The organism is Amycolatopsis sp. CA-126428, from assembly GCF_002904335.1.
Classification (GTDB): Bacteria; Actinomycetota; Actinomycetes; order Mycobacteriales; family Pseudonocardiaceae; genus Amycolatopsis.
Genome location: NZ_PPHF01000129.1, coordinates 41,347 through 68,335, shown reverse-complemented (window position 1 = coordinate 68,335; position 26,989 = coordinate 41,347). Strand labels below are relative to the sequence as shown.

The following is a 26,989-nucleotide window of genomic DNA, read 5'->3' as shown; positions in this document are numbered from 1 at the left end:
CCGTGAGGTGCCAGCCGAATTGAGTCCGGTCCCGGCCGACAGCAGATCCGACGGGAAACCGGCCGAAGAGCTGGTGGCGATCGTGGGCATGGGCTGCCGCTACCCGCGCACCATCTGCTCGTCCGCCGAGCTGTGGGATTTCGTGGTACGCGGCGGCAACGCCGTCACGGCCGGCTTCCCCGCCGACCGCGGGTGGGACCTGGCGGCGCTGACCGGCACCGAGCCGGGCGCCCCGGGGGCGACCTACGTGCGTGGCGCGTCGTTTGTCGAGGGGGCAGGGGACTTCGACCCGTCGTTCTTCGGCATCAGCCCCCGCGAGGCGCTGGCGATGGACCCGCAGCAGCGCATCCTGCTCGAGGTCTCCTGGGAGGCGCTCGAGCACGCGGGCATCGACCCGACGACCCTGGCGGGCACCCGGGCGGGCGTCTACTTCGGCGTCGTGGCACAGGAGTACGGCCCGAGGGTGTTCGCGGGTGACCCGGACCGGGCAGGGCACCTGACGACGGGCACGGCGCCGAGCGTCGCCTCGGGACGGGTCGCCTACACCCTGGGTCTGGAAGGGCCGGCGGTCACCGTGGACACGGCCTGTTCGTCGTCCCTGGTGGCCGTGCACCAGGCGGTCCGGGCGCTGCGGGCGGGCGAATGCTCGCTCGCGCTCGCCGGCGGCGCCAACGTGGTCTGCGCGCCGAGCATCTTCGTCGGGTTCGCGCACCTCGGCGCGCTGGCCCCGGACGGCCTCAGCAAGCCGTTCTCCGCCGCCGCCGACGGGTTCGGTGTCTCGGAAGGCGCCGGGGTGGTCGTCCTCGAGCGGCTGTCGGACGCGCGGCGCCACGGCCACGACGTGCTCGCGGTTCTGCGCGGCACCGCGATCGGCCAGGACGGCGCCTCCGACGGCCTGTCGGCGCCGGACGAGGCCGGTCAGCGGCGGGTGATACTCGACGCCCTCGCCGACGCCGCCATCGCGCCCGCCGACGTCGATGTCGTCGAGGCCCACGGCACGGGCACGAAGGTCGGTGACCCGATCGAGGCCCGTGCGCTGATGGCGACCTACGGCGCCGCCCGGCCGGCGGGCGACCCGCTGCTGGTGGGCTCGGTCAAGTCCAACATCGGGCACCCACAGGCGGCGTCCGGCATTGCCGGTGTGATCAAGGTGGTCGAGGCGATCCGGCACGCACAGGTACCGGGCACCCTGCACCTGTCCGGCACGACCGGTGCCGTCGACTGGTCCCCCGGCACCATCCGGGTCGTCGGGGAGACCACCACCTGGCCGTCGGCAGGCCGGCCCCGGCGGGCGGCGGTGTCGTCGTTCGGGATCAGCGGGACCAACGCCCACGTCATCGTGGAACAGGCACCGGAGGACGCCGTCGCCGCGCACATCGAGCCGGACTCCCCGGTGGTGCCGCTCGTCCTGTCGGCCAGGACGGAACCGGCGTTGCGCGCGCAGGCCTCCCGGCTGCGCACCCACCTCGCCGCGCGGCCGCGGCTCGCTCTCGCCGACGTCGCCGGCACCCTGGCGGCCCGGACTCGCTTCGAGCACCGCGCGGTCCTCGTGACCGGCGACCGTGCGGAGGCACTCGACGGGCTGGCCGCTCTCGCCGACGGCAGGCCGGACGCGGGCACCGTCACCGGCAGCGCCGCGGCGGATCCGGGGGTGGTGTTCGTGTTCCCCGGGCAGGGTTCGCAGTGGGCGGGCATGGCGGTGGCACTGCTCGACAGCAGCCCGGTGTTCGCGGCCGAGATCGCGGCGTGCGACCGCGCGTTCGCCGAGTTCACGGACTGGTCGCTGTTCGACGTGCTCCTCGGCCGCGCGGACGCCCCGGGCCTGGATCGGGTCGACGTCGTGCAACCCGCGCTGTTCGCCGTCATGGTGTCGCTCGCGCGCTGCTGGCAGGCGTTCGGCGTCGAGCCGGCCGCTGTGATCGGGCACTCCCAGGGCGAGATCGCCGCCGCCTACGTCGCGGGCGTCCTCTCGCTGCGCGACGCGGCCCGGGTCGTCACCTTGCGCAGCAAGGCGATCCTGGACATCGCCGGCACCGGCGGGATGGTCTCGGTACCGCTCGGCGCCGCCGAGGTGGCACCTCTGCTCGCGCGGTGGGCGGGCCGGCTCGGCATCGCCGCCACCAACGGGCCGGGATCGACCGTGGTGTCCGGCGACGCGGCGGCCGTCGACGAGTTCATGGCGCACTGCGCGGCACGTGCTCTCCGGGCCCGCCGGGTACCGGTCGACTACGCCTCGCACTCCGCCCACGTCGAGGCGCTCGAGGTGACCCTGCGGGAGGCGATCGACGGCATCGAGCCGATGGCCTGCGCGGTCGACCTCATCTCGACGGTGACCGGGGACCGCGTCGAGGGCACCGGACTGGACGCGGAGTACTGGTACCGCAACCTGCGCGGGACGGTGGACTTCGCGCGGGCGGTGCGGGTGGCGCACGCGCGCGGCCACCGGATCTTCGTCGAGGTCAGTGCCCACCCAGTCCTGACCGTGGGGGTGGAGGAGACGCTCCAGGAGCTCGACCCGGACGGCGCGGCCGTCGTCACCGGCACGCTGCGGCGCGACGAAGGCGGCCTCCGCCGACTGCTCACGTCGGTCGCGGAGGTCCACGTCGCGGGCGGGCAGGCCGACCTGGCCGGTCGCCTCCGCGACCACGGGCCGCGTCGCACCGACCTGCCGTCCTACCCCTTCGAGCGCAGGCGCTACTGGCTGTCGCCCGGCGCCGGGGACACCACCGGCCGGCGTGTCCCCGGCGGTCTCGTCCACCCGCTCCTCGCCGCCGCGCACGACCACCCCGAGAACGACGGACTGCAGTTCACCGGACTGCTGTCACGGGCAACGCACCCCTGGCTGGCCGACCACGCCGTGAACGGCGTCGTCCTGCTGCCCGGCGCCGCCCTCGCCGAGCTCGCCATGTTCGTGGGCCAGCAGACCGGCTGTCCCGCGGTCGCCGACCTCGTGCTGCACGAGCCGCTGGTCGTCCCCGAGCGAACCGCGGTCGTCGTCCGCGTCGTCGTGTCCGGCGACACCGGCGAGGGACGCGAGGTGCGGATCTACTCGCGTACCGAGGCCGAGGAGCGCATCGACGTCCGCCGTCCGTGGACCAGGCACGCCGACGGTGTGCTGGCGCCGGACGGGACGGTTCCCGACACCGCCCCGGCGGCCTGGCCACCGGCGGGCGCCGGACCGGTCGACGTGTCCGACGGGTACGAGCGCCTCGCGCGGCGTGGCTACGAGTACGGTCCCGCGTTCCGGGGCCTGCGCGCGGTGTGGCGGCACGGCGCCGACGTCCACGCCGAGGTCGCGCTCCCCGGCGAGACGGACGACGGCTTCTCCCTCCACCCGGCCCTGCTGGACGCCGCACTGCACGCGTTCCAGTACGCGGGGCCCGACAGGGACACCGGCACGGGCACGGAGGCGGAGCCGGACACGGTGCTGCTTCCCTTCGCCTGGGAAGGACTCCGGCTGCACGCGGTCGGCGCCCGCGCCCTGCGGGTCAGCATCGTCGCGACCGGGCCGGACGTGTACCGGCTGACCCTCCGGGATCTCGACGGAAGGCTCGTCTGCACCGTCGACTCCCTGACGCTGCGGCCGATCGAACCCACCCGCCTCCGCGCCGCGGGCGCCCGCACCCCGGACTCGCTGTTCGGTCTCGAGTGGACAGCCGTCGCCCCGTCGGCGGACCCGGAGACCGGGGCAACGTGGGCGGAGTGGCCCGCGGTGGCTCCGTCCGGTGTGACCGTGCTGCGCTGCACGCCCTCCGACGAGCACGCCGGGCCGGACCTGCCGAGGCGGGCCAGGCAGGCGCTGGCGGACGTCGTCGCGGTGGCCCAGCGCGTGCTGACCGAACCGGAGCTCGACGGTGCCACGCTGGTGGTCCTCACCAGGCGGGCCGTCTCGACCGGTGCGGGCGAGGACGTCGTGGACCTGGAGAACGCGCCGGTGTGGGGGCTGGTGCGCAGCGCGCAGACCGAGAACCCCGGCCGGATCGTCCTCGTCGACGTCGACGACTGGTCGTCCTGGCGGGAGGTGCTGCCCACCGTTCTGGTGCACGGCGAACCGCAGCTGGCGTTCCGGCACGGGGTCGCCCGGGTGCCACGCCTTGCGCGCGTGGCACCTCCCATCGCCGGCGTCGAGCACCTGCACGAGCCGGACTGGCGGCTGAGGACGTCGGGGGAGGGCACGCTCGACGCGGCCAACATGTCGCTGCTGCGCTCGCCCGCCGGGTCGACGCCACTGGGCGAGGGTGAGGTGCGGGTCGCGGTCCGCGCGGTCGGGCTGAACTTCCGGGACGTCATGATCGGCTACGGGCTGTACCCCGACCCGGACGTCGACCTCGGCAACGAGGTGGCCGGGGTTGTCGTCGAGGTCGCGGACGACGTCGCGTCGCTCCGGCCGGGCAACCGGGTGATGGGCATGTCCTACGGCGTCGGCCCGCTGGCCGTCCGGGATCACCGGTACTTCACCACCTTTCCGGCCACCTGGACGTTCGAGCAGGCGGCGGCTGTGCCGGCGGCGTTCCTCACCGCCCACTGCTCGTTGCGCGGCCTCGCGGGGCTCACGGCGGGCCAACGGGTTCTCGTGCACGCCGCCACCGGCGGGGTCGGCATGGCGGCGATCCAGCTCGCCAGGCACTGGGGCGCCGAGGTCTTCGCCACCTCGGGCATCGCGAAGTGGCCCACCCTGTGGCGCCTGGGTTTCGACGAGGACCACGTGGCGAACTCGCGCACGCTCGAGTTCCGCGAGAAGTTCCTCGGCACGACCGGTGGCGCCGGCGTCGACGTCGTCCTCGACTCGCTCGCCGGCGAGTTCGTCGACGCGTCGCTCGGCCTGTTGCCGCGCGGCGGTGTCTTCGTCGAGCTGGGCAAGACCGACGTGCGCGCCGAGGACGAGGTCGCGGCGCGCCATCCTGGCGTGTCCTACCGGCCCTTCGACCTCACCGAGGTCGGGCCGGCCGAGACCGGGGCGGTGCTGTCGGAGCTGGGTGCCCTGTTCGAACGCGGCGAGCTGCGGCCGCTGCCAGTCTCGGTGCGCGACGTCCGCCAGATGCCGGAGGCGCTGACGTTCCTCAGCCAGGCCCGGCACACCGGCAAGCTCGCGGTCACCATCCCCAGGGCGCTCGACCCGGCGGGCACGGTGCTCATCACCGGCGGCACCGGCGTGCTCGGCGCGCTGCTCGCGCGGCACCTCGTGACCCGGCACGGGGTCCGGCACCTGCTCCTGCTCAGCCGCAGCGGGCCGGACACCGCGACCGCCAGGCAGCTCGCCGAGGAGCTGGCGGCGTCGGGTGCCGGTGTCTCGATCCTCGCCTGTGACGCCGCCGACCGGGACGCGCTCGGCGCCGCGATCGCGCGGATACCCGCGCGGCATCCGCTGACCGCGGTCGTCCACGCCGCGGGCGTGCTCGACGACGCCGTGTTCGGCGCCATGTCACCGGAGAAGGTGGACCGCGTGTTCCGGCCGAAGGTCGACGCGGCGTGGCACTTGCACCAGGTCACCCAGGGGCTCGACCTGGCCGCGTTCGTGCTGTTCTCCTCCGCGGCCGGAATCCTCGGCACCGCGGGCCAGGCGAACTACGCCGCGGCCAACACCTTCCTCGACGCGCTGGCCGAGCACCGGCGCCAGCGCGGGCTGCCGGCGACCTCGCTCGCCTGGGGGCTGTGGGGGCAGGACACGGGGATGACCGGGCACCTCGACGACCGGAACCGGGCACGCCTGCACGGCACCGGCTTCACCCCGATGTCCACAACGGACGGTCTGGCGTTGTTCGACGCCGCGCTGGAAAGCGGGCGGTCGCTGCTCGTCCCGGCCCACCTCGAACCGCCCACCGCGACCTCCGGCGCGCCGACCGGGCCCTCGGTGCTCCGCGGGTTCGCCCGGCCCGCACTGCGCGTTGCCGGCAACGGGCGCGGCACGCCGGGAACGCCGCCGCTCGCCGACGGGTTCGGCGCGCTGGCGGCCGACGAGCGGCGGGCCGCGGTGCTGGGGCTGGTCCGCGGCGTCGCCGCCGACGTGCTGAGGCACGACTCGCCGGACGCGATCGGCCCCGCCACGGGGTTCAAGGAGATGGGGTTCGACTCGCTGGGGGCGGTCGAGTTCCGCAACCGGCTGCGGAAGACCACGAAACTCCCGGTTCCCGCGAACGCCGTGTTCGAGTACCGCACTCCGCTGGCGCTGACCGAGCACCTGCTCACACTCCTGGCACCCGCGCCGCCGCCGCGGGAGGAGCCGCCACCCGCGGCGGCAGCGGAGGAGAACACGGCCGCCGACCCGGTGGATTCCACAGTGGACACGCAGCACGACCTGGCGCCGCTGAGCCGCTACCAGGAAGACGTCGTCGCCGTCGCGATGGCCTATCCGGACCTGCCGATCTCTCAGCCCACCGGGTACTTCCGGCTGCGCGGCGCGACCGACGTCGAGCGGCTGCAGCGGGCGATCCGGCGCACCGCGCTGCGGCACGACGCGATGCGGCTGCGGTTCGCCGCACACGGTGACGCGTTGCTGCAGAGGGTGCTCCCCGGCGCCCCGGACGTCGAGGTCGTGTCGTTCCTCGCGGAAGCCGACCCGAGGGCCGCCTGCCTGCGGTGGATCGCCTGCACCACGGACACCGTGATACCGCTGGACGGCACGCTCGCGCGGACGACGATCCTCATCGACGACACCGACTCGCTGATCGTGTACTGCCGGTTCCACCACGCCGTCGCCGACGCGTGGGGCATCAACATCCTGATCGGGGACATCCGCGAGGCCTACCGGGCCGGTGACCGGCAGGCCGTCGCCGGCCGCGCCCCGAGCTGTCTGGACGTCGTCCGGTCGGACGAAGAGTACCGGCGCTCACCGGACTGGCAGGCGGACCGGGACGCCCTCGTCAGCGCGGTGGCCCCGCTGCGCCCGGCCCTGTTCCCCCGCAACGGCACCGTGCGCGGCCACCGCAGGCGGCAGCGGTCCTTCCACGTCGCGGCGGCCACCGCGGACCGGATCAGGGCGACCGGCCGTTCGATCTTCTCCGTCACCGCCGCCGCACTCGCCGCCTACCTGCGCCGAACGCACCGCGACGGCGACATCGTCCTCGGCATCCCGCTGCTGAACCGTCGCACACCGGCCGAGTTGTCGACCATGTCGCACGTCACGAACATCCTGCCGCTGCACGTTCCCGTCGACGAGAGCCGGACACTGCTCGAACTCGCCGACCGGATCCGCGCCGACGTGTGGGACCTCGGCGCCCGCCAGCGGTTCGCGCTCGGCGACCTGCGCACCGCCCTGCGAGAGCACGGCGTGCGCGACCGCGACCTCTTCGACGTCACCTTCTCCTACATCACCGTCCCGGCGGGACACTCGGACGACGAGACGGACGTGGAGACGACCGTGCTCTCGTCCGGCTACTCGCTCGACGCCGTCAACATCGTCGTCCGGGAGCACGAGGCGGACGGATCCCTCGCCGTCGACGTGTTCCACGCCGAGGACGTCTTCGACGACGCCTTCACCGTCGAGGCGGCGACCGGGCACGTGGTCCGGATGCTCGACGGCGCGCTCCGGTCGGCGGACACGCCGGTGGGTGAGCTGGTGGCCCTCGGTCCTGACGAAGCGGCCGCGATCGCCGGGTACGAGCGCGGGCCGTCGGTCGAGCCGGCCGAGCCGGCGACCCTCGACGTGCTGCTGGCGGCGGCGATCGCGCGGAGCCCGGAACGGCCCGCCATCGTCGGAATCGGCGGGGACGGAATCGACGGGAAGACGTACACGCTGACCTACGCGGAGTTCGGCGCGGCGGTCGCCCGGCTCGCCGGACGACTGCGCGACCTCGGCCTGCGCCCCGAGGAGTGCGTGCCGGTGATCCTGCCGAGGTCGGCGGAATTCCTGGTCGCTGTGCATGCGGTGCACGCGGCCGGCGGTGCCTACGTGCCGGTCGACCCCGGGCACCCCGCCGAGCGGGTGCGCACCGTGCTGGCGGACTGCGGCGCCCGGATCGCCGTCGCCGACCCCGGGTCGGACGACCTGCTGGCCGGTCTCGGGATCCGGTCGGTCGCGGCGTCCGGCGAGTACGGCGACCCCGCGCCGGCAGCGGCCCTCGTCCGGCCCGCCGACCTGGCCTACGTCATCTACACCTCGGGTTCCACCGGCACCCCGAAGGGCGTGATGATCGAGCACCGCTCGGTCGTCAACCGCCTGACCTGGATGCAGCGCAGGTACCCGCTGGCCGTCGACGACGTCGTCCTGCACAAGACACCGGCCACGTTCGACGTGTCGGTGTGGGAGCTCATGTGGTGGGCGCACGCCGGTGCCCGGGTGGCGGTGGCGCCTGCCGGCGCCGAGCGCGACCCGCGTGAGCTGGCCGCCGCGATCGAACGACACGGGGTGACCGTCGTCCACTTCGTGCCCGCGATGCTCGGCCCGTTCCTCGACCACGTCCAGCAGGAGCCGGGGGCAGCCGGTCAGGTCCGCACCCTCCGGCGGGTCTTCTGCAGCGGGGAGGCGCTGGTGCCCGCGCTGGCGGAGCGGTTCCGCTCGGTGTTCGCCGCGGCGGGACTCGCGCGGGTGCGGCTGGTCAACCTGTACGGCCCGACCGAGGCGACGGTCGACGTGTCCAGTTTCGACATTCCGCCGTCCGGCCCGGTCGAGCGGGTGCCCATCGGCAGGCCGATCGACAACACCACCCTGGTGGTGCTGGACGCGAAGGGCAGGCGGTGCCCGGTCGGCGTACCGGGCGAGCTCAACATCGCGGGCGTCGGCGTCGGCCGCGGCTACCTCGGTAGGCCGGCCCTCACCGCGGCGGCGTTCGTCGTCGACGAGTCGGTTCCGCAGGGACGCCGGTACCGCACCGGCGACCTCGCGAGGTGGCTCCCCGACGGCAATGTCCAGTTCCTGGGCAGGCTGGACGACCAGGTGAAGGTCCGCGGCAACCGGGTCGCGCTCGGTGAGGTCGAGAGCGTGCTGACGCGGTGCCCCCGGGTGGCGGCCGGAGTGGTGACCGACGAGCGCACCGGCACCGGGACCCGGCTGGTGGCCTACGTCGTGCCGGCGACGGTGGACCGGTCCCCGCCGACGGCAGCGGTCGTCGACTTCCTGGCGGAGCGGCTGCCCGGGTACATGATCCCGGCGGAGTTCGTGTGGCTCGACGAGCTTCCGCTGACCCGCAGCGGGAAGGCCGACCGGTCCGCACTGGCCGCGCTCCGCCGCCACGACGACCGTTCGGACGAGCCGAGCAACCCCGTCGAGAAGGAACTGGCCGAGATCTGGACCGGCCTGCTCGGGTCGAGCGCGTTCGGGATGCGCGACGACTTCTTCACCGTGGGCGGCGACTCGATCCTGGTGCTGCGCATGCGGACCGAGGCCGAGAAGCGCGGTTTCCCCTTCGACTTCGACCGCTTCTACACCCGCCCCACCATCGCCGACCTCGCCGCACAGGTGGTGCACGGCGGGTGGCCCTCCGGCGCGGACACCGCCGTGTCCGCCGCGTTCGAGCTGGTGCCGCTGATCGACCGGGCGAGCATCGGCGACGACGTCGAGGACGCCTTCCCGGCGTCGCGACTGCAGCTGGGCATGCTGTTCCACAGCCTGCAGAGCGCGGACTCCACGCTGTACAAGGACGTCTTCCACTACCGGCTGAGGATGCCGTGGCGCGAGGACGAGTTCCGCCGCGCCCACCGCCGGCTGGTGCGCCGCCAGCCCGCGCTCCGGTCCACCTTCGACCTCACCGGCCGGTCCACCCCGCTGCAGCTCGTCTTCCTTGACGTCGAGCCCCCACTGGTGGTCGACGGCCCCGGCGACGTCGACGAGTACACGGCGCACGCGGCGCACGCGCCGTATCCGCTGGTCTCGGGCTCCGGCACGCCGCCGGTGCCGCACGGGATGCGGGTCTTCGTCCAGCCCGATGGCCACGTCGACCTGGTGTTCCACTTCCACCACGCGATCCTGGACGGGTGGAGCGTCGCCAACCTCGTCAGCGAACTGCTGCGGGACTACCTGTCCCACCTCGGCGACCCGACCGCGCCCGGCACGCAGGCGTGCTCGACGCTCCTGCTCGCCGAGCACGCCCGCGCCGAGCGCGCGGCGCTCGACGACGCCGCCACGGCGCGGTTCTGGGCACAGGCGCTCGCCGGGTCCCGGCCGACGACGATTCTGCCGACCCGGCCGCACGTCGGCCCCGGTGACGACGGCGCCAGGACCGTGGTCCTCCCGCTGTGGCTCGACCGGTCCGTCAAGCGGTTCGCCCGCCTGCGCCGCCTGCCGTTGAAGTCGGTCCTGCTGACCGCACACTGTCTCGCCCTGGGGGTGGTGTCCGGTGCGGACGACGTCGTGACCGGTTGCGTGACCCACACCCGGCCGGGCCGCGCCGGCGCCGACCTGTGCGCCGGACTGTTCATCAACACCGTGCCCGTGCGCATGGACACGCGGCGGCAGAGCTGGCAGGAGGCCGTGGCGCGGATCATCCGGTGGGAACGCGACGCGCACCCCCACCGGCGTCTTCCGGTCAGCGAGCTGGTCGCCGGGCAGGATCAGCCCGCCTTCGACACCGCGTTCAACTTCGTGAACTACCACAACCTCGCCGCCGTCCTCGGCGAGGTCGAACTGGTGGACGTGGCGGTGCGGGAGGAGACCAACTTCGCGCTGCTGAACACCGTGCTCGTCGACCCGCGCGACGGCCGCGTCTCGCTGCGGGTCAGCACGGGAGGCGACACGCTGACCGGGACGCAGTGCGCGGAGTTCGGCCGGGTGCTCGTCGAGCTGCTCGCGGAGATGGTGCGCGATCCCGACGGGGAGATCGACCTGAGGCGACCGCGGCGGGACGACGTCACCGAGCTGGTCGCCGGGGCTGCGGCACTGCACCCGGGCGCCGTCGCCGTCGCCGGCGACTCGGAGGAATGGACCCACCGCGAGCTGGGGGACACCGCCGACACCGTCGCACAGGCACTCGTCGGCAGAGGACTGCCACCCGGGGCACGAGTCGCGGTACACATGCGGCGCTCACCCCGTCTCATCGCGGTGGTGCTCGGCGTGCTGCGGGCCGGGGCCGCCGTGGTCCCGCTGGACCCGGCCTACCCGCGGGCACGCCTGCACGAGATGGTCGCGATCGCCCGCCCCAGCCTCGCGGTGGCCGACCCGGACCTCGGAGCCGGGATCGCCGACGTGACGACGGTCGTCGACCCGGCCGGACTCCTCACCGCGTCCGCCGAGGACGCGCCGGTGCTGCCCGGCATCGATCAGGAAGACGTCGCCTATGTGCTGTTCACGTCGGGTTCGACAGGGGAACCGAAGGGCGTCGCCCTGCCGCACCGCGCGCTCGCCAACGTCGTCCGGTGGCAGAACCGCCGTGCCACCGGCGCGGTGGGTATGACCACGCTTCAGTTCGCGCCGCTGAGCTTCGACGTCTCCTTCCAGGAGATCTTCTCCACGCTCGCCGGCGCGGGCACGTTGCGCCTGGTCGACGACGCGGTCCGGCAGGACATGGCCGAGGTGCTGCGCGTCATCGTCCGGGCCGGGGTGCACCGGGTGTTCCTGCCCTACGTCGCGCTGCAGGCGCTCGCGGAGGTCGCCGCCGCGACCGGTGAGTACCCCGCCTCGCTGCGGTGGATCGTGTCCTCCGGCGAGCAGCTGCGGATCACCGACGAGATCCGGGCACTCTGCGGCGCGAACCCGGCGACGGTCCTCGAGAACCAGTACGGCCCGACCGAGACCCACGTGGTGCTGGCTCACGAGCTGCCTGCCGCGGTCGGCGCGCACCCGCTGCTGCCGCCGGTCGGCACATCGGTGTCGCACACGGGTGTCGCGCTGCTCGACGAGCGGCTGCGGCCGGTGCCGCCCGGTGTGCGGGGGGAGATTTACGTCGGGGGCGCCGCCCTTGCGCAAGGGTACGAGAACCGGCCCGGCCTCACCGCGCAGCGGTTCGTCGCGGGGCCGGGAGGCTCGGTCCGCTACCGCACCGGCGACCTCGGCATCACCATGGCGAACGGCGACGTGGTGTGCCTCGGCCGCGCCGACGGCCAGGTCAAGGTCCGGGGTTACCGGGTCGAATGCGCGGAGGTCGAAATCGCGCTGCTCGGGCTGGCCGGGAAGTACCCCGGTATCGACCAGGTCGCGGTCGTACCGAGCACGATCGGCGGAGCGGACGCGGTGCTGCGGGCGTTCCTCGTCGGCGGTCCGCCCCGGGCCGGGATCGACACGGTGCGGTCCGAGCTCCGGCAGGTCCTGCCGCCGCACATGGTGCCGTCGACGTTCCAGTGGATCGACGCGATGCCGCTGACGCCGAGCGGAAAACGCGACGACGCCGCCCTGCGGGCGATCGGGGCAGGCCCCCCTGCCGCCGGCGGGGTCGAGAGCCCGCCCGGTGACGACCTCGAGGAGGCGGTCGCCGCGGTGCTGGCGGAGTTCGCCGGGCTCGGCGAACTCGGCGTGGACACCAGCTTCTTCGACGCGGGGGGAACCTCGATCGGCGCCACGCGTGCTGCGATGACCATCGCGCGGCGGTGGGGTGTAGAGCTGCCGCTGCACGTGTTCCTCACGAGCCCGACGGCCCGCCTGCTCGCCGCCGCCATCCGGTCCCACGACGACCACCGGGTCTTCGACCTCGTGGTTCCCCTGCGCGAGCACGGGGACGGGCCGCCGCTGTTCCTCGTCCACCCGATCGGCGGCAACGTCTTCTGCTACCGCGACCTGGTCCGGTGTCTTCCACCGGGGCGTGCGGTGTACGGCCTGCAGGCAGCGGGTGCCGAACCGGGAACCGTGCCCCTGTCGTCGATGACGGCCATCGCGGACTCCTACCTGGCGGCGGTCCGGCGCGTGCACCCGGAGGGTCCCTTCCACCTCGCCGGCTGGTCCTTCGGTGGCTACGTCGCCTACGAGATGGCCGGGCGGCTCGGCCCGGCGGAACTGCTCACCGTGACGCTCCTCGACACGATGGCGATCGGCGAGGGGCCCCGCACCGCGCTCGACGAGCGGCAGCTGATCACCCTGTTCTTCCGCGAGCTGCTCTGGTACTCCGGCGGCGAGGACCGGCTGGCCGCAGAACCCGACCCGGTCGGCGAGCACACGGGGCAGCTGTTCGACTCGGTCCTCCGCAGGACCATCGCGCTCGGCATCCTGCCCTCGGACGGGTCGCCGCAACTGCTCCGCAGGCTGTACGGCGTCTTCCGGGCCAACTACCGGGCGACGCTCGGTCACCGGCTCGAGAAGCTGAACCGGCCGCTGCTCGTCCTGCGGGCCACCGACGACCTCCCGGAGGCTTTCGCCGGTGCGCACCGGGCACTCCGTGGCATGTTCGCCAGCCCGGACAACGGGTGGCGGCACTGGGCCGGGTCACTCGCCGAGACCGTACCGGTGCCGGGCAACCACCTGTCCATGTTGGACACGCCAAACGTCGGCGTGGTCGCGGAGCGGCTCGGCGACGCCCTGCGCCGCGGCGACGAGACGGCCGCCGGCCGGCCGGAGGGGGACTGATGGGCGAGGTGCGCAGGGAGCTCAGCCCGATGGAACGCTGGTACTGGGTCTGCGACCAGATCTCGCCGCTCAACGTCGTCGCCCGGGTGCGGGTGCGAGGGGTGTGCACACCGGTGGACCTCGAACGCGCGGCCGCGATGCTGGTGGGCGAGCACCCGTTGCTCCGGGTCGCCGTCGCCGGCCAGGACGGCGCCCGGCCGAGGTTTGCCGGCGCGGCGAACCCGAGGATCCCGGTCCGTGCCGTCGACGCCGAACCGTCCGACGTGGATCGCTGGCATCGGGAGGTCGGTGCCGTCGAACTGACGTCGTCGCTGGACTGGCACACCGGCCCGCTGGCGCGCCTGGCCGACATCGCGTACGGCCGGGGAACGGCCGAGGAGTGCCACGACCTGGTCCTCACTGTCTCCCACATCGTCGCCGACGGCACCACCGCGCTGGGACTTCTGCGCAGGCTGGTGGAGCTGGCCGCCCGGCCGCCGCTCGAGCCGCCGCCGTCGCGTCCCGCGCTGCCACCGCCCGAGGCGATGCTGCCGCGGCGGGTCAACCGTCTGCCCCGCGCGGCGCACCTCGTGGCGGCGATGCTCGCCGACAGCGTGGCCACCGCGGTCGCACGGCCCCGGCGGTTCGTGCCGGACACTCCGGTCCCCCCACACCGCAGGCGCACCGGGCTGGTCCACCGCGAGCTGACCGCCGCGCAGCTCGCCGAGCTGACCGCCCGGTGCAGGCGTGAGGGCGTGACCGTCCACAGTGCACTGACCGCGGCGATGGCGATCGCGGTGTCCGGCACCGTGCCGGCTCGGACGCGGGTGACCATCGGTTCTCCCGTGGACTTCCGCGCCGAGCTGGATCCACCGGTCGCACCCGACGACGCGGGCGCCTATGTCGCCACCGTCCCGTCGCACGTCGCGGTGGCAGGCGGGGGAGACCTGTGGGACGTGGCACGCGGCGCGTTCCGGGACCTGCGCCGCCGCACGCGGTTCCGCCAGCACCTCGCGCTGGTCTCCCTGCTGCGGTTCATGTCGCCGCGGTCGGTCGCCACGAGCGCGCGGGCGGTCGCGGTGGTCGACCGGGTGGGACCGGGGAACGTGTGCCTGTCGAACATCGGGCGCTACGACTTCCCCGCCCGGGCCGGGGAGTGGGAGCTCTCCGGCGCCCAGTTCATCGCAGGTGTGTCGGTCAGCGGGTACCTGGTGGCGACGGTGAACACCAGCCACGGCGTACTGCAGTGGAACTTCACCTACATCGACGGCGCGATCACCGGTGCGCGAGCCGAGCAGATCGCGGACCGCGCGTTGCGGGCTCTGCTGTCCGGGCTCCGGCGCACCGGTGACGCGGTCCGGGCAGGAACGAGAGGTTGAGCATGGAGAACAGTCGGCACGCTGTCCTCGTCACCGGCGCGTCGTCGGGCCTGGGCGAGGCAGCCACCCTGGGGCTCGCCAACGCCGGGTTCACCGTCCACGCGGGCGTCCGCTCGGAGGAGAACGCGGAGCGGCTCGCGAGTGCGAACCCGTTGGTCCGTCCCGTGATCCTCGACGTCGCCGACGCGGGATCGATCGCCGCGGCGGGAAAGCTGTTGCGCGAGCGGACGGACGGAGCCGGCCTGCACGGTCTGGTGAACAACGCCGGGATCTGCGTGTCGGCGCCACTGGAATGCCTGCCGGTCGAGGACCTCAGGGCCGAGCTCGAGGTGAACCTCATCGGCACGGTGGCGCTGACCCAGGGGCTGCTTCCGCTGCTGCGGATGCGGACCGCGGCGGTGCCGCCCGCGACCCCGGCGGGCCGGATCGTCAACGTCAGCTCGGGGATCGGCCGGGTCGCCGCGCCGTTCCTCGGCGCCTACGCGGCGTCGCAATTCGCGAAGGAGGGCGTGTCCGACGCGCTGCGCCGCGAACTCGCCCCGTTCGCGGTGAGTGTCTCGGTCATCGAACCGGGTGCCGTGATGACCCCGATCTGGGCCAAGGTCGCGGCGGGTGCGCGGCGGGTGCTCGACACCGCACCCGCCGACGTCGCCGAGTCCTACCGGCGCCGGTTCGATGCGTTCGTCGCGACCAACGAGGCGCGCGCGCGGGCGAGCAGGACCCGTCCGGAGGACGTGGCGGCCGCGGTCGTCCACGCGATGACCGCACGCAGGCCCAGGACCCGCTACCACGTCGGGGTGGACGCCTGGGCGGCCGCCATCGCGTCGCGGTTGCTGCCGGACCGGGTGCTCGACGCGGTGGTGCGGCGGCAGTTCGCCGAGCCGGCTCCCGTGTCCGCCGATGACGGGGAGCGGCCGTGGTGAAGGCACTCGTGGCCGGTGCCGGGGTGGCCGGCCTGACCACCGCGATCGCGTTGCGGGCCCGGGGCGTGGAGGTCGAGGTGTTCGAGGCTGCGCCGGCGTGGCGGACGTCGGGCGGCGGACTCGGGATCGCGTGCAACGCGACGAAAGTCCTCGCCGCGCTGGGCATCGACCTCCGCTCGGCCGGGCTCGGGCGTGTCTGCGATCGGTTCACCCTGCACACCGCCCGCGGCAGGCCGATGCGCGAGCTGCCGATCGCGTCGATCTCGGCCGAGCTGGGGTCGCCGGTCGTCAACGTGCGCCGCGCCGACCTGATCGCCCTGTTGCGGGACAGGGCGGGGGACACACCGGTCCACTACGGCTCCGAGGTCGTCGGCTACGAGCGCGGCCGTGACGGCGTGTCAATCACTCGCGCGGACGGCCGGACGGTGACCGGCGACCTGCTGATCGGGGCGGACGGCATCCGGTCCGCGGTCCGGGCGCGGGTGGCCGGCCCGGAGCCGGTCACCGAGCACGGCTACGTCTGCTGGATCGCGACCGTCGCGTTCGAGCACTCCGCGTTGCCGCCGGGTGGCGCCGCCCACTACTGGGGCCGGGGCCGGAGGTTCGGCCTGATCGACATCGGTGGCGGGCACGTCTACTGGTGGGGCACCAAGAACGTCCCCGCGGGGCGCGCGCACCGCGGGGCGGACACGAAACGGGAGGTGCTCCGGTGTTACGCGGGCTGGGCGAGCGAGGTCCGTGAGGTGATCTCCCGGACCGCCGAGGCCGACATCGTGAGCGTGCCCGCCCAGGACCGGCCGTTCAGCGACCGCTGGGGCGATGGCCCGGTGACGCTGGTCGGCGACGCGGCCCACCCGATGCTCACCAGCCTGAGCCAGGGCGCCGGGGCGGCGATCGAGGACGGGTACTCGCTCGCATACCACCTCGCGCACGCGACGGGCGTCGTCGCGGGACTTCGCGGCTACGAGCGCGCGCGCCGGGAACGCACGCGGTGGCTGGTGACGGCGTCCCGGCGCCTGAGCCGGACCGAACAACTCGAGCACCCGATCGCGGTCTGCCTGCGCGACCTCGTCATCCGGTACGCCCCGGCATCCGCCGTGCGCAGGCAGAACATCGCCCCGATGAGATTCCACCTTCCGATTGAGCCGGAGCCGCCGGCCACATCTCCCCGTGCCGACAAGGAGGCCATCCGATGACCAGAGCCGCCACCGAACGAGCCTGGAGGTCCCACACCGCGACGGAACCGGGGGAGCTGCCGGTGCCGTGGGACATGCGGGCAGGCGTGCGGCGCTACCTGACGCCGGGCAAGCCGCCGCCGGGCGCCAACGACCCGACCGCCACGCCGACCGACGAGCACCCGCGGCCGGTGTTGCTCCTGCACGCGTTCATGTCCAACCAGTCGTTCAACTTCCAGGCCGGCGCGCCGTTCCTGCGCAACCACGGGTACTGCGTGTGCACCATGAACTGGGGCAAACCGAAGTGGGCGGGCCGGATCAACGTGCCGTTCCACGGCGTCGCCGACCTGCGGGGCAGTGCGGAGCAGCTGGCGGCCGAGGTCGAGCGGCTCAAGCGGCGCTTCGGCGTCGACAAGATCGACCTCGTCGGCCACTCCGGGGGCGGGGGACTGCTCATGCAGTACTACCTCAACGTCCTCGAGGGCTACCCGAACGTCGACAAGGCGGTGTCCATCGCGCCGTCCAACCACGGTGTCTCGTTCAGCACCCTCACCTACGTGTACCGCAACGTCGCCCCTCGCATGTACCACCTGATGGCCCGCAAGCTCTTCCCGCTCAGCGACCAGGGTGCACCCGACTCCGCGACGGTCGAGCTGATCTACGGCAAGGGGGACACCAGGCCGGGCCCGACCTACACGGTGATCATGACCGAGCACGACCAGATCGTCACGCCGTACAAGAAGGCCTTCCTCGACGGTCCCAACGTCACGAACATCCTCCTGCAGGACGGCTGCCCGGAGGACCTCTGCGAGCACGCAGGCATCGTCTACAACGAGCGGGCGTGGCTGCACGTCCTCAACGCCCTCGACCCGGAGAACGCCAAGCCGGTGCCCAACTTCCGCGTCGACCCGTACTTCCCCGGGTGGAAGTGAGCCCGCTCCCACGACCGAGGGGATACCGATGACCGACCAGCTGCCCACCTACCGGCGCAAGCCGGCGCGCGACCGGTTCTACGGCTGGCGCCCGGCGATCCACCACCCCGAGCCGGGGCCGGGCGAGGAGTTCCCGCCGGGGCCCCGCGCGCCGATCGCGGTCCAGTCCCTGCGCACCTGGGCCGCGCGGAACACCTATTGGCCGAAGATGCAGGAGCGGTACGGGGACACGTTCACCCTGCGGGTGGCACCCGTCGGCCGGATCGTGATCGTGTGCCGGCCCGAGGACGTGCGGACCGCGGCACTCGGCTCGCCGGAGACGTTCCCGATCGGCGAAAACAACCTGCTGTTCGAACCGCTCGTCGGCCGCGGGTCCGTGCTCGCGCTCGACGGCGCCGCGCACCGGGCCGCACGCAAGCGGATGGTGCCGCCCTTCCACGGCAAGCGCATCGCCGGCGTCGTTTCGACCATGGCGCGACTGGCCGAGGAGGAGGTGGCCGCCTGGCCGGTGGGCAGCACGTTCCCGCTCGTGGAGTGCATGCGGCGGCTCACCCTCAAGGTGATCATCCGCGTGGTCATGGGGGTCGAGGATCCGACGCGGGTGGCCGAGGTGTCCGCGGCCCTCGGCCGGGTCCTCGACGTCAGAACCCTCGACCTGCTCATGTGGATCTGGCCGCGGCTGACCGGGTTCGGTCCGTGGCGCACCGCGATCGCGGCGATGCAGCGCGCCGACGACCTGCTGTTCGAGGAGATCGCCGGGGCACGCCAAGACCCCGGCCGGTCCGAGCGCCCGGACGTGCTCGCGATGCTGCTCGACGGCAGCCCCGACGACGAGCAGGTGCGGGTCGAGCTGCTCACGTTGCTCCTCGGCGGTCACGAGACGACCGCGGTGGCGGCGGCGTGGATGTTCGAGCGCCTGCTCAGGCACCCGGCGGCGCTCGCGAGGACGCGGGAGGGCCTCGACGACCCGGACGACGAGTACCGGGCGGCCGTGATCAAGGAGACCCTGCGCCTGCGGCAGCTCAGCTACAACCTCGGCCGCCGGCTGTCCGTGCCCGCGGAGCTGGGCGGGTACCACCTGCCCGCGGGAACCTTCGTGTGGCCGTCGATCGCAGCGGCGCACACCGACCGCGCGACCTGGGGGGAGGACGCGACCGAGTTCCGGCCCGAGCGCTGGCTGGACCCCGGTGTGCCGGCCCGCGCGTTCCTCCCGTTCGGCGGCGGTGCCCACCGCTGCCTCGGTGCCCTGTTCGCGGAGACGGAGCTGGAGATCATCCTGCGGACCGTGCTGCGCGACGTCGACCTGCGCCCGGACCGGCCCGCGGCGGAGAAACCCGTTATGCGCCACGTGGTCCAGGTGCCGGCCCGCGGTGCGCGGGTCCGGGTCGTCCGCAGGACGGGCCGGTGATCGCCCAGGACCGGGAGGGCACGACGAGTCCCTTCGACGATCCCGACGGCGCGTTCCTGGTGGTGCGCAACGAGGAGGAACGCCATTCGCTGTGGCCGGCCGGGTTGCCGGTGCCCACCGGCTGGCAGGTCGTGCACGGCGAGGACACCCGCGACGGCTGCCTGGCCTACGTCGAGAGGAGCTGGACGGACCTCCGTCCGCGCGGCGCGCGGTCCCGGTGACCCCGTCACCTTTTCGTGGTTCCTGATCAAGGAGCTGTGGTCGCCAGGCCCGGCATCACTTGCGCCCCCAGCCGAACGGGGCACCGGGTCTGGTGGCATCGGGGGACCGCTGATAGACCTCCGATCTCGCCAGCTGTCAAGCCGCGGCCGCGGCCGGTGTGCCGGGAGCGAGACCGAAAGCCTTTGCTGGGTCGGAGGTCTGGACAGTGGTGGAGCTGTCCGAGGAAGCGGTTGAACAGGTGCCGCTCCGGCGGCGGCGTGCGGTCGCCGTGGGCTCGGCGACGGTGACAGCGGTCGCGTGGGGGCGGCTCGGCCGATGCCGGCGAAGGCCCGGTCGATGCCGCAGAACACCTTCACCCTCAAGCATTCCTCTCGACCAGCTGTCTGTACTGGTCAGAGACCCTGACGAGAACGCGCGGTGCCCGAATGACGAGGTTCTGCGCCTGACTCCGATTGAGCCGTTCGCGATCCCGGCGATCCGCGCGGGGCACCGGTCTCGACGGAGAACCCGCCGGTTCCCGTGGTGCCGCTCCACCGGAAAGGGCTCACCAGCCCAGGGACACCCGATACGTCCACCGAGCAGGTGCGGCCCCACCCGTCCGAACGAACGACAGGAATCCCGGCCTCCAGAACAAGACTGCCCAGCGAAGGCATTCCACCAACTCGTCCGGCAGTCATCAGGAACACCCCCGGAAACCGTGCACCGACCGGGTGCCGTGTCGCGGATAATGGCGATGCGGAGCCCACCCGGGCGCCACATGATGGAGGTACGGATCGACGGGGGAGTGGTCATGTACTTGGCAATGGCGTGGCGACAGAACGAGTTCACCGCTGTGGCCGTTGGGGGAGGCCGTTGACCGGGTCGCCTGCGTTAGCGGAATTTCGGCTGCTCGGTGCGTTGGAAGTGTGGGTGAACGGTCGTCGGCGGCAGCTGGGCGGCTTGCGGCAGAAGAAGGTGCTGGCGGCACTTCTGCTCAACGTGGACACGGTGGTGACCACCGAACGTCTCGTGGACCTGCTGTGGGAGGACCCGCCGGGAACCGCTCGCCGGCAGGTCCACAACGCGATCGCGCGGCTGCGCCTCTCGCTCGACAACGCGCGGGCGGTCGTGGTCTCCGACGGGCCGGGCTACCGGGCGCAGGTGGCCAGGGAGCAGGTCGACGTCCACCGCTTCACCCGCGCGCTGACGACCGCGCGCAGGGCTGCCGCCGACGGCGACTGGGCCACCGTCGGCACGGCCGCACCGGAGGCGCTGCGCCTGTGGCGCGGTCCGGCCCTGGCGGGACTGCCCGGCCTGATGATCGAGGCCGCGGCCTCCCGGCTCGACGAGCAGCGCCTGGTCGCCCAGGAGCTGTCGGTCGAGAGCAGGCTCAGGCAGGGCGAGGCGGCCGGCCTGATCCCGGAGCTCACCGAGCTGGTCGCCGAGCACCCGTTGCAAGAAGGGCTGCGGGCGCAGCTGATCCTCGCGCTGGTCAGATCGGGCAGGCAGTCCGAGGCGCTCGAGGTGTACGAGCGGACCCGGCAGCTCCTGGCGGAGGAGCTCGGGATCGAACCCGGGCCCGGCATGCGTGAGCTGCGGCACCGCATTCTGCGGGGTGACGCCTCTCTGAGCTCGCTGCCCGGGGCGGCCCCGGTCGCGGTGGCCCCGCCGCGGCGGGTGCGTTCCGAGGTACCGGCGGCGGTCAAGGAGACGGTCGCGGAGGACGGCTCCGCCGCGACCGTCGCCGTGACCACACCACCCCGGCCGTGCCTGCTGCCTTACGACATCGCCGATTTCACCGGCCGGGACGAGGCCATCGCCGAGCTCCTGACCGCCGCGGGCGCGCCGACCGAGTCCGCGACCGTGGTCACGGCGGTCGACGGCATGGCCGGGGTCGGGAAGACGGCGCTGGCGGTACGGGTGGCGTACCTGCTCGCGGACAAGTACCCCGACGGCCAGCTGTTCGTCGACCTCCACGGGCACACACCCGGCCGGCGCCCGGCGGATCCGGCCGTCGCACTCGACTTCCTGCTGCGCAGCCTCGGTGTCCCGGCGGAACAGGTGCCCGACAGCCTGGCCGGGCGGATCGCCAGGTGGCGGTCGCAGGTGGCGGGGCGGCGGCTGTTGCTGGTGCTCGACAACGCGGAGGACACCGCGCAGGTCCGCCCGGTCATGCCGACCGGACCGGACATCGGCGTCCTCATCACCAGCAGGCGCAGGCTGAGCGCGCTCGAGGGGGTGTCGGCACACTCGCTGCAGCCGATGTCGCGGAGCGACGCCGTGGCGTTGTTCCAGCGGGTGGCGGGCTGGGAGCGGACCGCGTCGGAGGCGCGGGGGGTCGCGGACGTGGCCGAGGTGTGCGGGTACCTGCCGCTGGCGGTCCGGATCGCCGCGTCGCGTTTCCGGAACCGGTCGGCGTGGACGGTGCGGCACCTGGTGGAACGGCTCTGCGGTGCGGGCAGGCAGCTCGCCGAGCTGTCGCTCGCCGACCTCAGCGTGGCGAACGTGTTCGCGGCCTCCTACGAGAGGCTCACCGGCGAGCAGCAGCGCTCGTTCCGGTTGCTGGGCACCCGCGCGGACCCGGAGTTCAATGTCTGCAAGGCGGCCGCGCTGCTCGGCACCACGGCCGAGAACGCCGAGAGGGTGCTGGAAGAGCTCCTCGACGTGCACCTGCTGGTAGAGGACAAGGTCGGCCGCTACCGGATGCACACCCTCCTGCGTGCCTATGCCCGTTCGGTGGCCAGGAACGAGGCCGCGGCCTGAACGTGCCTGCGCGGCGCCGCGCAGGAAATCGTGATCCGAGCGTGGCTGGTCACCGTCGCCGGCGCCGACGAGCCACGAACCGGTGGGCGAACGCACCGACGGTGCGCCCGGGGAGCGCGCGCTTTGGTCGTTTGCGGGTGCATGTCGAATGGCTTCGCGGCCGGTCCGTACCAGGTGATGGCAACCGCCGAGATGAGGTGCGCCGCGCAGGTGACCATGCGGCCGATGCCCGGCAAAGCTTCGCGGGTGCGGTATGCCGCGTTACTCGGCCTGCGTCCGAGTCATTGCCCCGGAAGTTCTGTCCGGGAAGCTCATTGGTCGCTGTCCAGGGCCGCACGTAAGGCATTGAGCCGGGCGGCGAGGTCAGGTGCTCGTAGGGACAGTTCCGTGAAGTCGGCGCTCGTGTCGAGAAGCTGGGACCAGAGCACGCCACGGCTGCCTTCGCTGAAGCTCAGGCCGAGGTCGGGGCGCTCGCCGGCCAGTGCGGCCGCGACCGCCTGGCCGCCGAGGCCGAGCAGGTCGCGGAGGACGCGTTCCCTGCTGGTCCGGGCGATCCCGCGCCACGCCAGAACCGGGATCAGCTCGATGACCTGGCGGAACCCCGCGAGTGCGGTAGCCGACCCGGGCTCCGACCAGTTCGCGTACAACGCCCAGTGGATCGCCGCGTTGATGCGCTCGGCCGTCACCGACGTGGTCATCGTGGCGGCTTCACGCCACCGCTCGATTGCGGCATCCCTCGACGTCGTGTCGCCGGTGACTTCATGGTGCGCGCGGTGCGCGAGGCCGAGATTCGTCAGGTACAGCGCTCGGTTCGCACTGCCCGGCGCGGTCACGGTCACCAGGTGGGTGCCCCACCGGACGGCTTCCTCGGCCTCTGCCGCGTCGCGGTTCTCGGCAGCGGCTTTTGTCAGCGCGTACATCAGGTCGTTGAGCTGCCCGCTCACGTCGTGGTGTGCGGGGTCGGAGCCGCGGACAGCCTCCCGCGCCCAGGAGACTGCCTCGGCCAGATCCGACTTGTTGTGGCTCGCCTCATACCGGGTGAGCAATGCTCCGGACAGCGCGCTCTTGCGGAATCCGCTGTCAGGTCCTCCGAACAGGCTGACGGCTTGCCGGAGGGCCTCGATCGCGGCGTCGATGTCGTACAGGTCGTCCGCGGCAAGCGGGTTCCCGACACCGGCCAGCCCACCGCGGTCGGTGTGCAGGATGTGCCGGGACCGCAGCGCGAGAGCGTGGTTGGTCAAGCACCGGGCTCGAAGGAGCGGGTCGCCGGTCGCGGAGCTGACCGCCAGGCCGGATGCCGATATCGCTTCGTCGAGGTCAGCGTCGTCTCTGCGCTGCAGGTAGCGGTCGCGGAGGGCGATCGAAAGGTTGTTCAGCCGCCCCGCCCGGCTTTCGCCGCGGGCCGCCGATTCCGTCACCGCGAGACGGCCTTGGGTGATGGCCTCGTCCAAAGCGGCCTGGTCGCCGAGGCGTTCATAACGGACGCGCAGTGTGCTGGCCAATGCGGCTCGCGCGTTGGTCAGGGCTCGCGGATGGGCGCCGGCGGTCTCGACGGCCGTGCGGGCGACGGAAACCGCGCGCTCGATGTCATCCGGATCGCCGAGCGTCTCGAACCGCAGCCGGAGGGCTTCTCCGAGCGCGGATTGCCGATTGACGAAGTCGGAGCTCGGCGGGTGGACCAGGACGGCCGCTTCTCGCCGGGCGTCGATGGCCGCGTCGATGGTGTTCCGGTTCCGGTCTCGCTGGAACTTGGCCACGTAGGCGAAACCCAGATTGTGCAGGCGTCGGGAGCGCACGGGGTCCGCCGCGGACGGGTCGTCGAGGGCGACTCGCAGCCGGGCGATCGCCTCGTCCACCAGCGGCGGGTCATCCTCCTGCCGGGCCTTCGCGAGCAATGCGAGGGCCTCGCGTTCCGCTTGCCTGAACCGGTCGTCCCGGGTGTCGTCGGCCATTTCGTGCTTTCAGTCCGGTTTCGATGACCGATTTCACGGTCACCGGTGCAGCGTCGCAGATATTGTGACTGGCGATTGACTGTGGTTTGCCCCCCAGAACGTGCTTACGTGAGGCGATGGTCTGCTCGAATGGAAAGCTCGACTCGTCAATCCGACCGGTAGGCAAGCGTAGGCAAGGTTGTTCCTCGAGGTCAGGGCTCGCGCGCAGCATCCGCTCCCGGTCGGCCACGGTCCGCGCCAGCCTGTCGCTGGGTGGGTGCACGGCCGGGCTCTTTTGATGGTGAAGTCGAGCAGGTCGGGCGGCGTGGCTGCCGTTGTCGGCGGTCGGCTGGGCGATCTCGGACATTGCCGGTCGATCCGGCGCCGTCGCGGCAGGAGGCGCTAACCCGGGAGATCGAGGCTGGTTCCGAGACCCGCGGCCGACTCGGCTTCGAGTTGCTCACTCACGGCACGCAAACGTTCGGCGAGTTCGCGAGACTCGGCCGCCAAGGCTGTGAAGTCCGGCCGCAGCGCCATGAGCTGGCCCCACAGCACGGCTCGTCCGTGCTCGGCGGCAGCCAAGGCAGCCTCCGGTCGGCGCTCGGCGATGGCGGACGCCGCGGCTTCACCGGCCAGACCGGACCATTCGCCCAGCTGCTCTTCGCGGCCGGCTCGGCTCAAGCCGATCCATGCGAGCATCGGCAGGAGATCCAGGGAACGCCGGTACGACTCGCTCGCGCCTGCCCAATCGTCGTCGTCGGCCAACGTCACGGCGGCAGTGTGTGCCGCGATGATGCGAGTGCGAGGGCGTGCCGGTCCGACCTCGGCGGCCATCTGCATCGCTTCCACTGCTTCTGCCCGGACGTCATCGGACCCCGTCATCTCTGCGAGATCGTGCAGACAGCGCCCGAGCTGCAGCAGGGTCGTGGCCTTGTCAACCGAGGAGGAGGCGTCGGCCGCCAGGCGGTGCCGTTGGACCGCGGCCACCAGATCACCTGGTTCTCCACGGTCCCGCAGGCACATCCCGAGGTTCGACAGGAAGATCGCGCGGTCCGGATGTCCGGTCGGTGTGTCCCCGACGGCCGTCAGCAGCAGCTGCACGGCTTCGTCGATGTCGTCACGGGCTCCGGTGATGGTGAAACGTTGCCGCAGCCACTCGGACAGGTTCGAACGCATCAACTGCGCGTCCCGGTGGCCGGCGCCGCCCGCTGAAAGGGCGTCTCGCGCCGCCTCGATGGCGAGGTTCAGCTGCTCCACGGCGCCAGTCCGTTGGTGGTGAGCGGCGAGGATGGCGGCCAGGGTCATCAGTCGGCCGGGTGCGGTGGACGAACCGCGCGGTGTCCGCGACACCGCCGCTGCGGCCAGGTCCGCGGCCTCGCTGAGATCTTCGGGCTCGCGGTGAAGCTCGAAGCGGCGGAACAGCATGTTGGCCAGCGCAGAACCCCGCAAGGACAGTCTCGCGTCCCCCTTCGGGGTGTCACTGACCGCGCGGCGCATCAGCACGACGGCCTTGTCGAGGTCACCGCGGTTCCCGGCGTGCTCGTAGCGCAGCGCGAGCGCTGCCGACAGGTTGGTGATGAACCGTGCCTTCCGCCCGTCACCTTCCCTGCACTCGTCAAGGGCCTTTTCCGCTGTGGTGATCGCTTCGGTGAGGTCGCGAATGTCGCCACCCACCTGGAACCGGATGCGCAGGTAGTTCGACAGATTTGACAGGTTGGCCGCGAGGTCCGGGTGCCCGGGCGGTGAGTTCGCGATGACTTGGCGGCCGTGACGCAGCGTCGCTGCCAGGTCTTCGGCGTCCCCTTCCCGTTCGAATCGTGCGCGGTGAGCAGAAGCCAGGTTCGACTCGAGCATGAGGGTCAGCGAGGGGCGTCCGATCGCGTTGGCTTGGGCGAGTGCCTCGCGCAGCGCGTTGATCGCCGAAGCCGAGTCCTGTGGGTCGCCGGTCAGCTCGTACCGCTCACGGAGAAGATCTCCGTAGCTGCCCGTCGCCACGGGATCGCCGTGCAGAAGGGGCACGCCGGCCGTGAGCACGGTGATCGCCTCGTCGAGCAGCTTGCTGTCTCCTTGGGCCAGGTAGCGAAGGTGCAGGGCATTGGCGAGGTTGAACAGGTGATTGCCGCGGGCCGGGTGGCCGGCTTCACCTTCGGCAACCGCAAGGCGGGCGGTTTCTTCTGCTTGTTCAAGATCTTCTTGGCCGTGGCCTCGTTCGTACCGTCGGTAGAAGACGGTCGAGAGGTCGGAAAGAGCGTCGGGGCGTCCTGGGCTGCCCGGCGGAAGCCAGGCGATGGCGGACTGCCCGATCCTGGCGGCTTCGTCGAGGTCGCCCGTGTCCCCGAACTCTTCGTGCCGCGCGAGGAGGGTGGCCGCGAACTTCACCGCCCGCGTCGCCCGAACGATGCCTGCGGCAGGAACAGCGAGAGCCTGCGTGTGAGCGTCGACGGCATCGTCGAGCGTCGAACGGAGGTTTGTGACGTAGTACTCCGTTCGCAGAGCGATGGCCAGGTTCGACCAAGCCCCCGCATGCTCGGCTGTGCCTGCTTGCGTGGTCCGGACCGACTCGCGGAAGGCGTCGGTGGCGAGGCGGATGGTGCGACGGCCGGGATTCCGTTCGTGGCGCTCGAGGGCTACCGAGCCCAGCGTCGTGAACCATCCCGGATCGGTGAACCGGTCGAAACCCAGCTCTTCGTGATCGAGTGGCGTGATCGACACGATCTCGTCGAGGAGCAACCGGGTTCGGGCCAGCTCCTCGGCATCTTGACCGGCGGGGGCGGCCAGGTAAGCCTTCCACTGAGCTCTTGCCTCGGCTATCAGCTCGTGCACTGCTCCAGTGTGCCACTTGGCGTGAGCACGCAGAGTGAGCGCTGGCTACGGG

At 72.5% G+C, this 26,989-nt stretch carries 10 protein-coding genes; 8 read left to right on the top strand and 2 right to left on the bottom strand.

The window, feature by feature from the left end; all coding sequences use genetic code 11:
* The first annotated feature begins 19 nt into the window (after positions 1-19).
* The 8 genes from C2L58_RS31460 (at position 20) to C2L58_RS31420 (ending at position 22,183) form a co-directional block, all read left to right on the top strand.
* Positions 20-13,423: a non-ribosomal peptide synthetase/type I polyketide synthase gene (locus C2L58_RS31460; protein WP_233226045.1), complete on the top strand. Its 13,404-nt coding sequence runs from the start codon at positions 20-22 to the stop codon at positions 13,421-13,423.
* Positions 13,423-14,781: a phthiocerol/phthiodiolone dimycocerosyl transferase family protein gene (locus tag C2L58_RS31455; RefSeq protein WP_103341299.1), complete on the top strand. Its 1,359-nt coding sequence runs from the start codon at positions 13,423-13,425 to the stop codon at positions 14,779-14,781. The genes C2L58_RS31460 and C2L58_RS31455 overlap by 1 nt, the downstream gene beginning before the upstream one ends.
* A 2-nt stretch (positions 14,782-14,783) precedes the next feature.
* A complete protein-coding gene (locus C2L58_RS31450) occupies positions 14,784-15,704 on the top strand; it encodes an SDR family NAD(P)-dependent oxidoreductase (protein WP_103341298.1) in 921 nt (306 codons plus the stop codon).
* The gene (locus tag C2L58_RS31445) at positions 15,698-16,900 is read left to right on the top strand and encodes an FAD-dependent monooxygenase (RefSeq protein ID WP_233226044.1); all 1,203 of its coding nucleotides are present in this window, start codon (positions 15,698-15,700) and stop codon (positions 16,898-16,900) included. The genes C2L58_RS31450 and C2L58_RS31445 overlap by 7 nt, the downstream gene beginning before the upstream one ends.
* Complete coding sequence (locus tag C2L58_RS31440; protein ID WP_103341297.1) at positions 16,897-17,811, top strand: esterase/lipase family protein; 915 nt, start codon at positions 16,897-16,899, stop codon at positions 17,809-17,811. The genes C2L58_RS31445 and C2L58_RS31440 overlap by 4 nt, the downstream gene beginning before the upstream one ends.
* A 28-nt stretch (positions 17,812-17,839) precedes the next feature.
* Positions 17,840-19,219 carry a cytochrome P450 gene (locus C2L58_RS31435; RefSeq protein WP_103341296.1) on the top strand — a complete coding sequence of 460 codons (1,380 nt, stop codon included), beginning with the start codon at positions 17,840-17,842 and terminating at the stop codon, positions 19,217-19,219.
* A complete protein-coding gene (locus C2L58_RS31430; RefSeq protein WP_304532964.1) occupies positions 19,216-19,440 on the top strand; it encodes an MbtH family protein in 225 nt (74 codons plus the stop codon). Before C2L58_RS31435 ends, C2L58_RS31430 begins: the two co-directional genes overlap by 4 nt.
* A 910-nt stretch (positions 19,441-20,350) precedes the next feature.
* Positions 20,351-22,183, top strand: a complete 1,833-nt coding sequence (locus tag C2L58_RS31420; RefSeq protein WP_158264192.1) for an AfsR/SARP family transcriptional regulator — start codon at positions 20,351-20,353, stop codon at positions 22,181-22,183.
* A 311-nt stretch (positions 22,184-22,494) separates the two neighbouring features.
* Here the strand turns inward: C2L58_RS31420 and C2L58_RS31415 are convergent, their stop codons facing one another.
* Positions 22,495-24,135: a hypothetical protein gene (locus C2L58_RS31415; RefSeq protein WP_103341294.1), complete on the bottom strand. Its 1,641-nt coding sequence runs from the start codon at positions 24,133-24,135 to the stop codon at positions 22,495-22,497.
* Between the two features lie 381 nt (positions 24,136-24,516).
* Positions 24,517-26,937, bottom strand: a complete 2,421-nt coding sequence (locus C2L58_RS31410; protein ID WP_146073718.1) for a hypothetical protein — start codon at positions 26,935-26,937, stop codon at positions 24,517-24,519.
* Positions 26,938-26,989 lie beyond the last annotated feature (52 nt).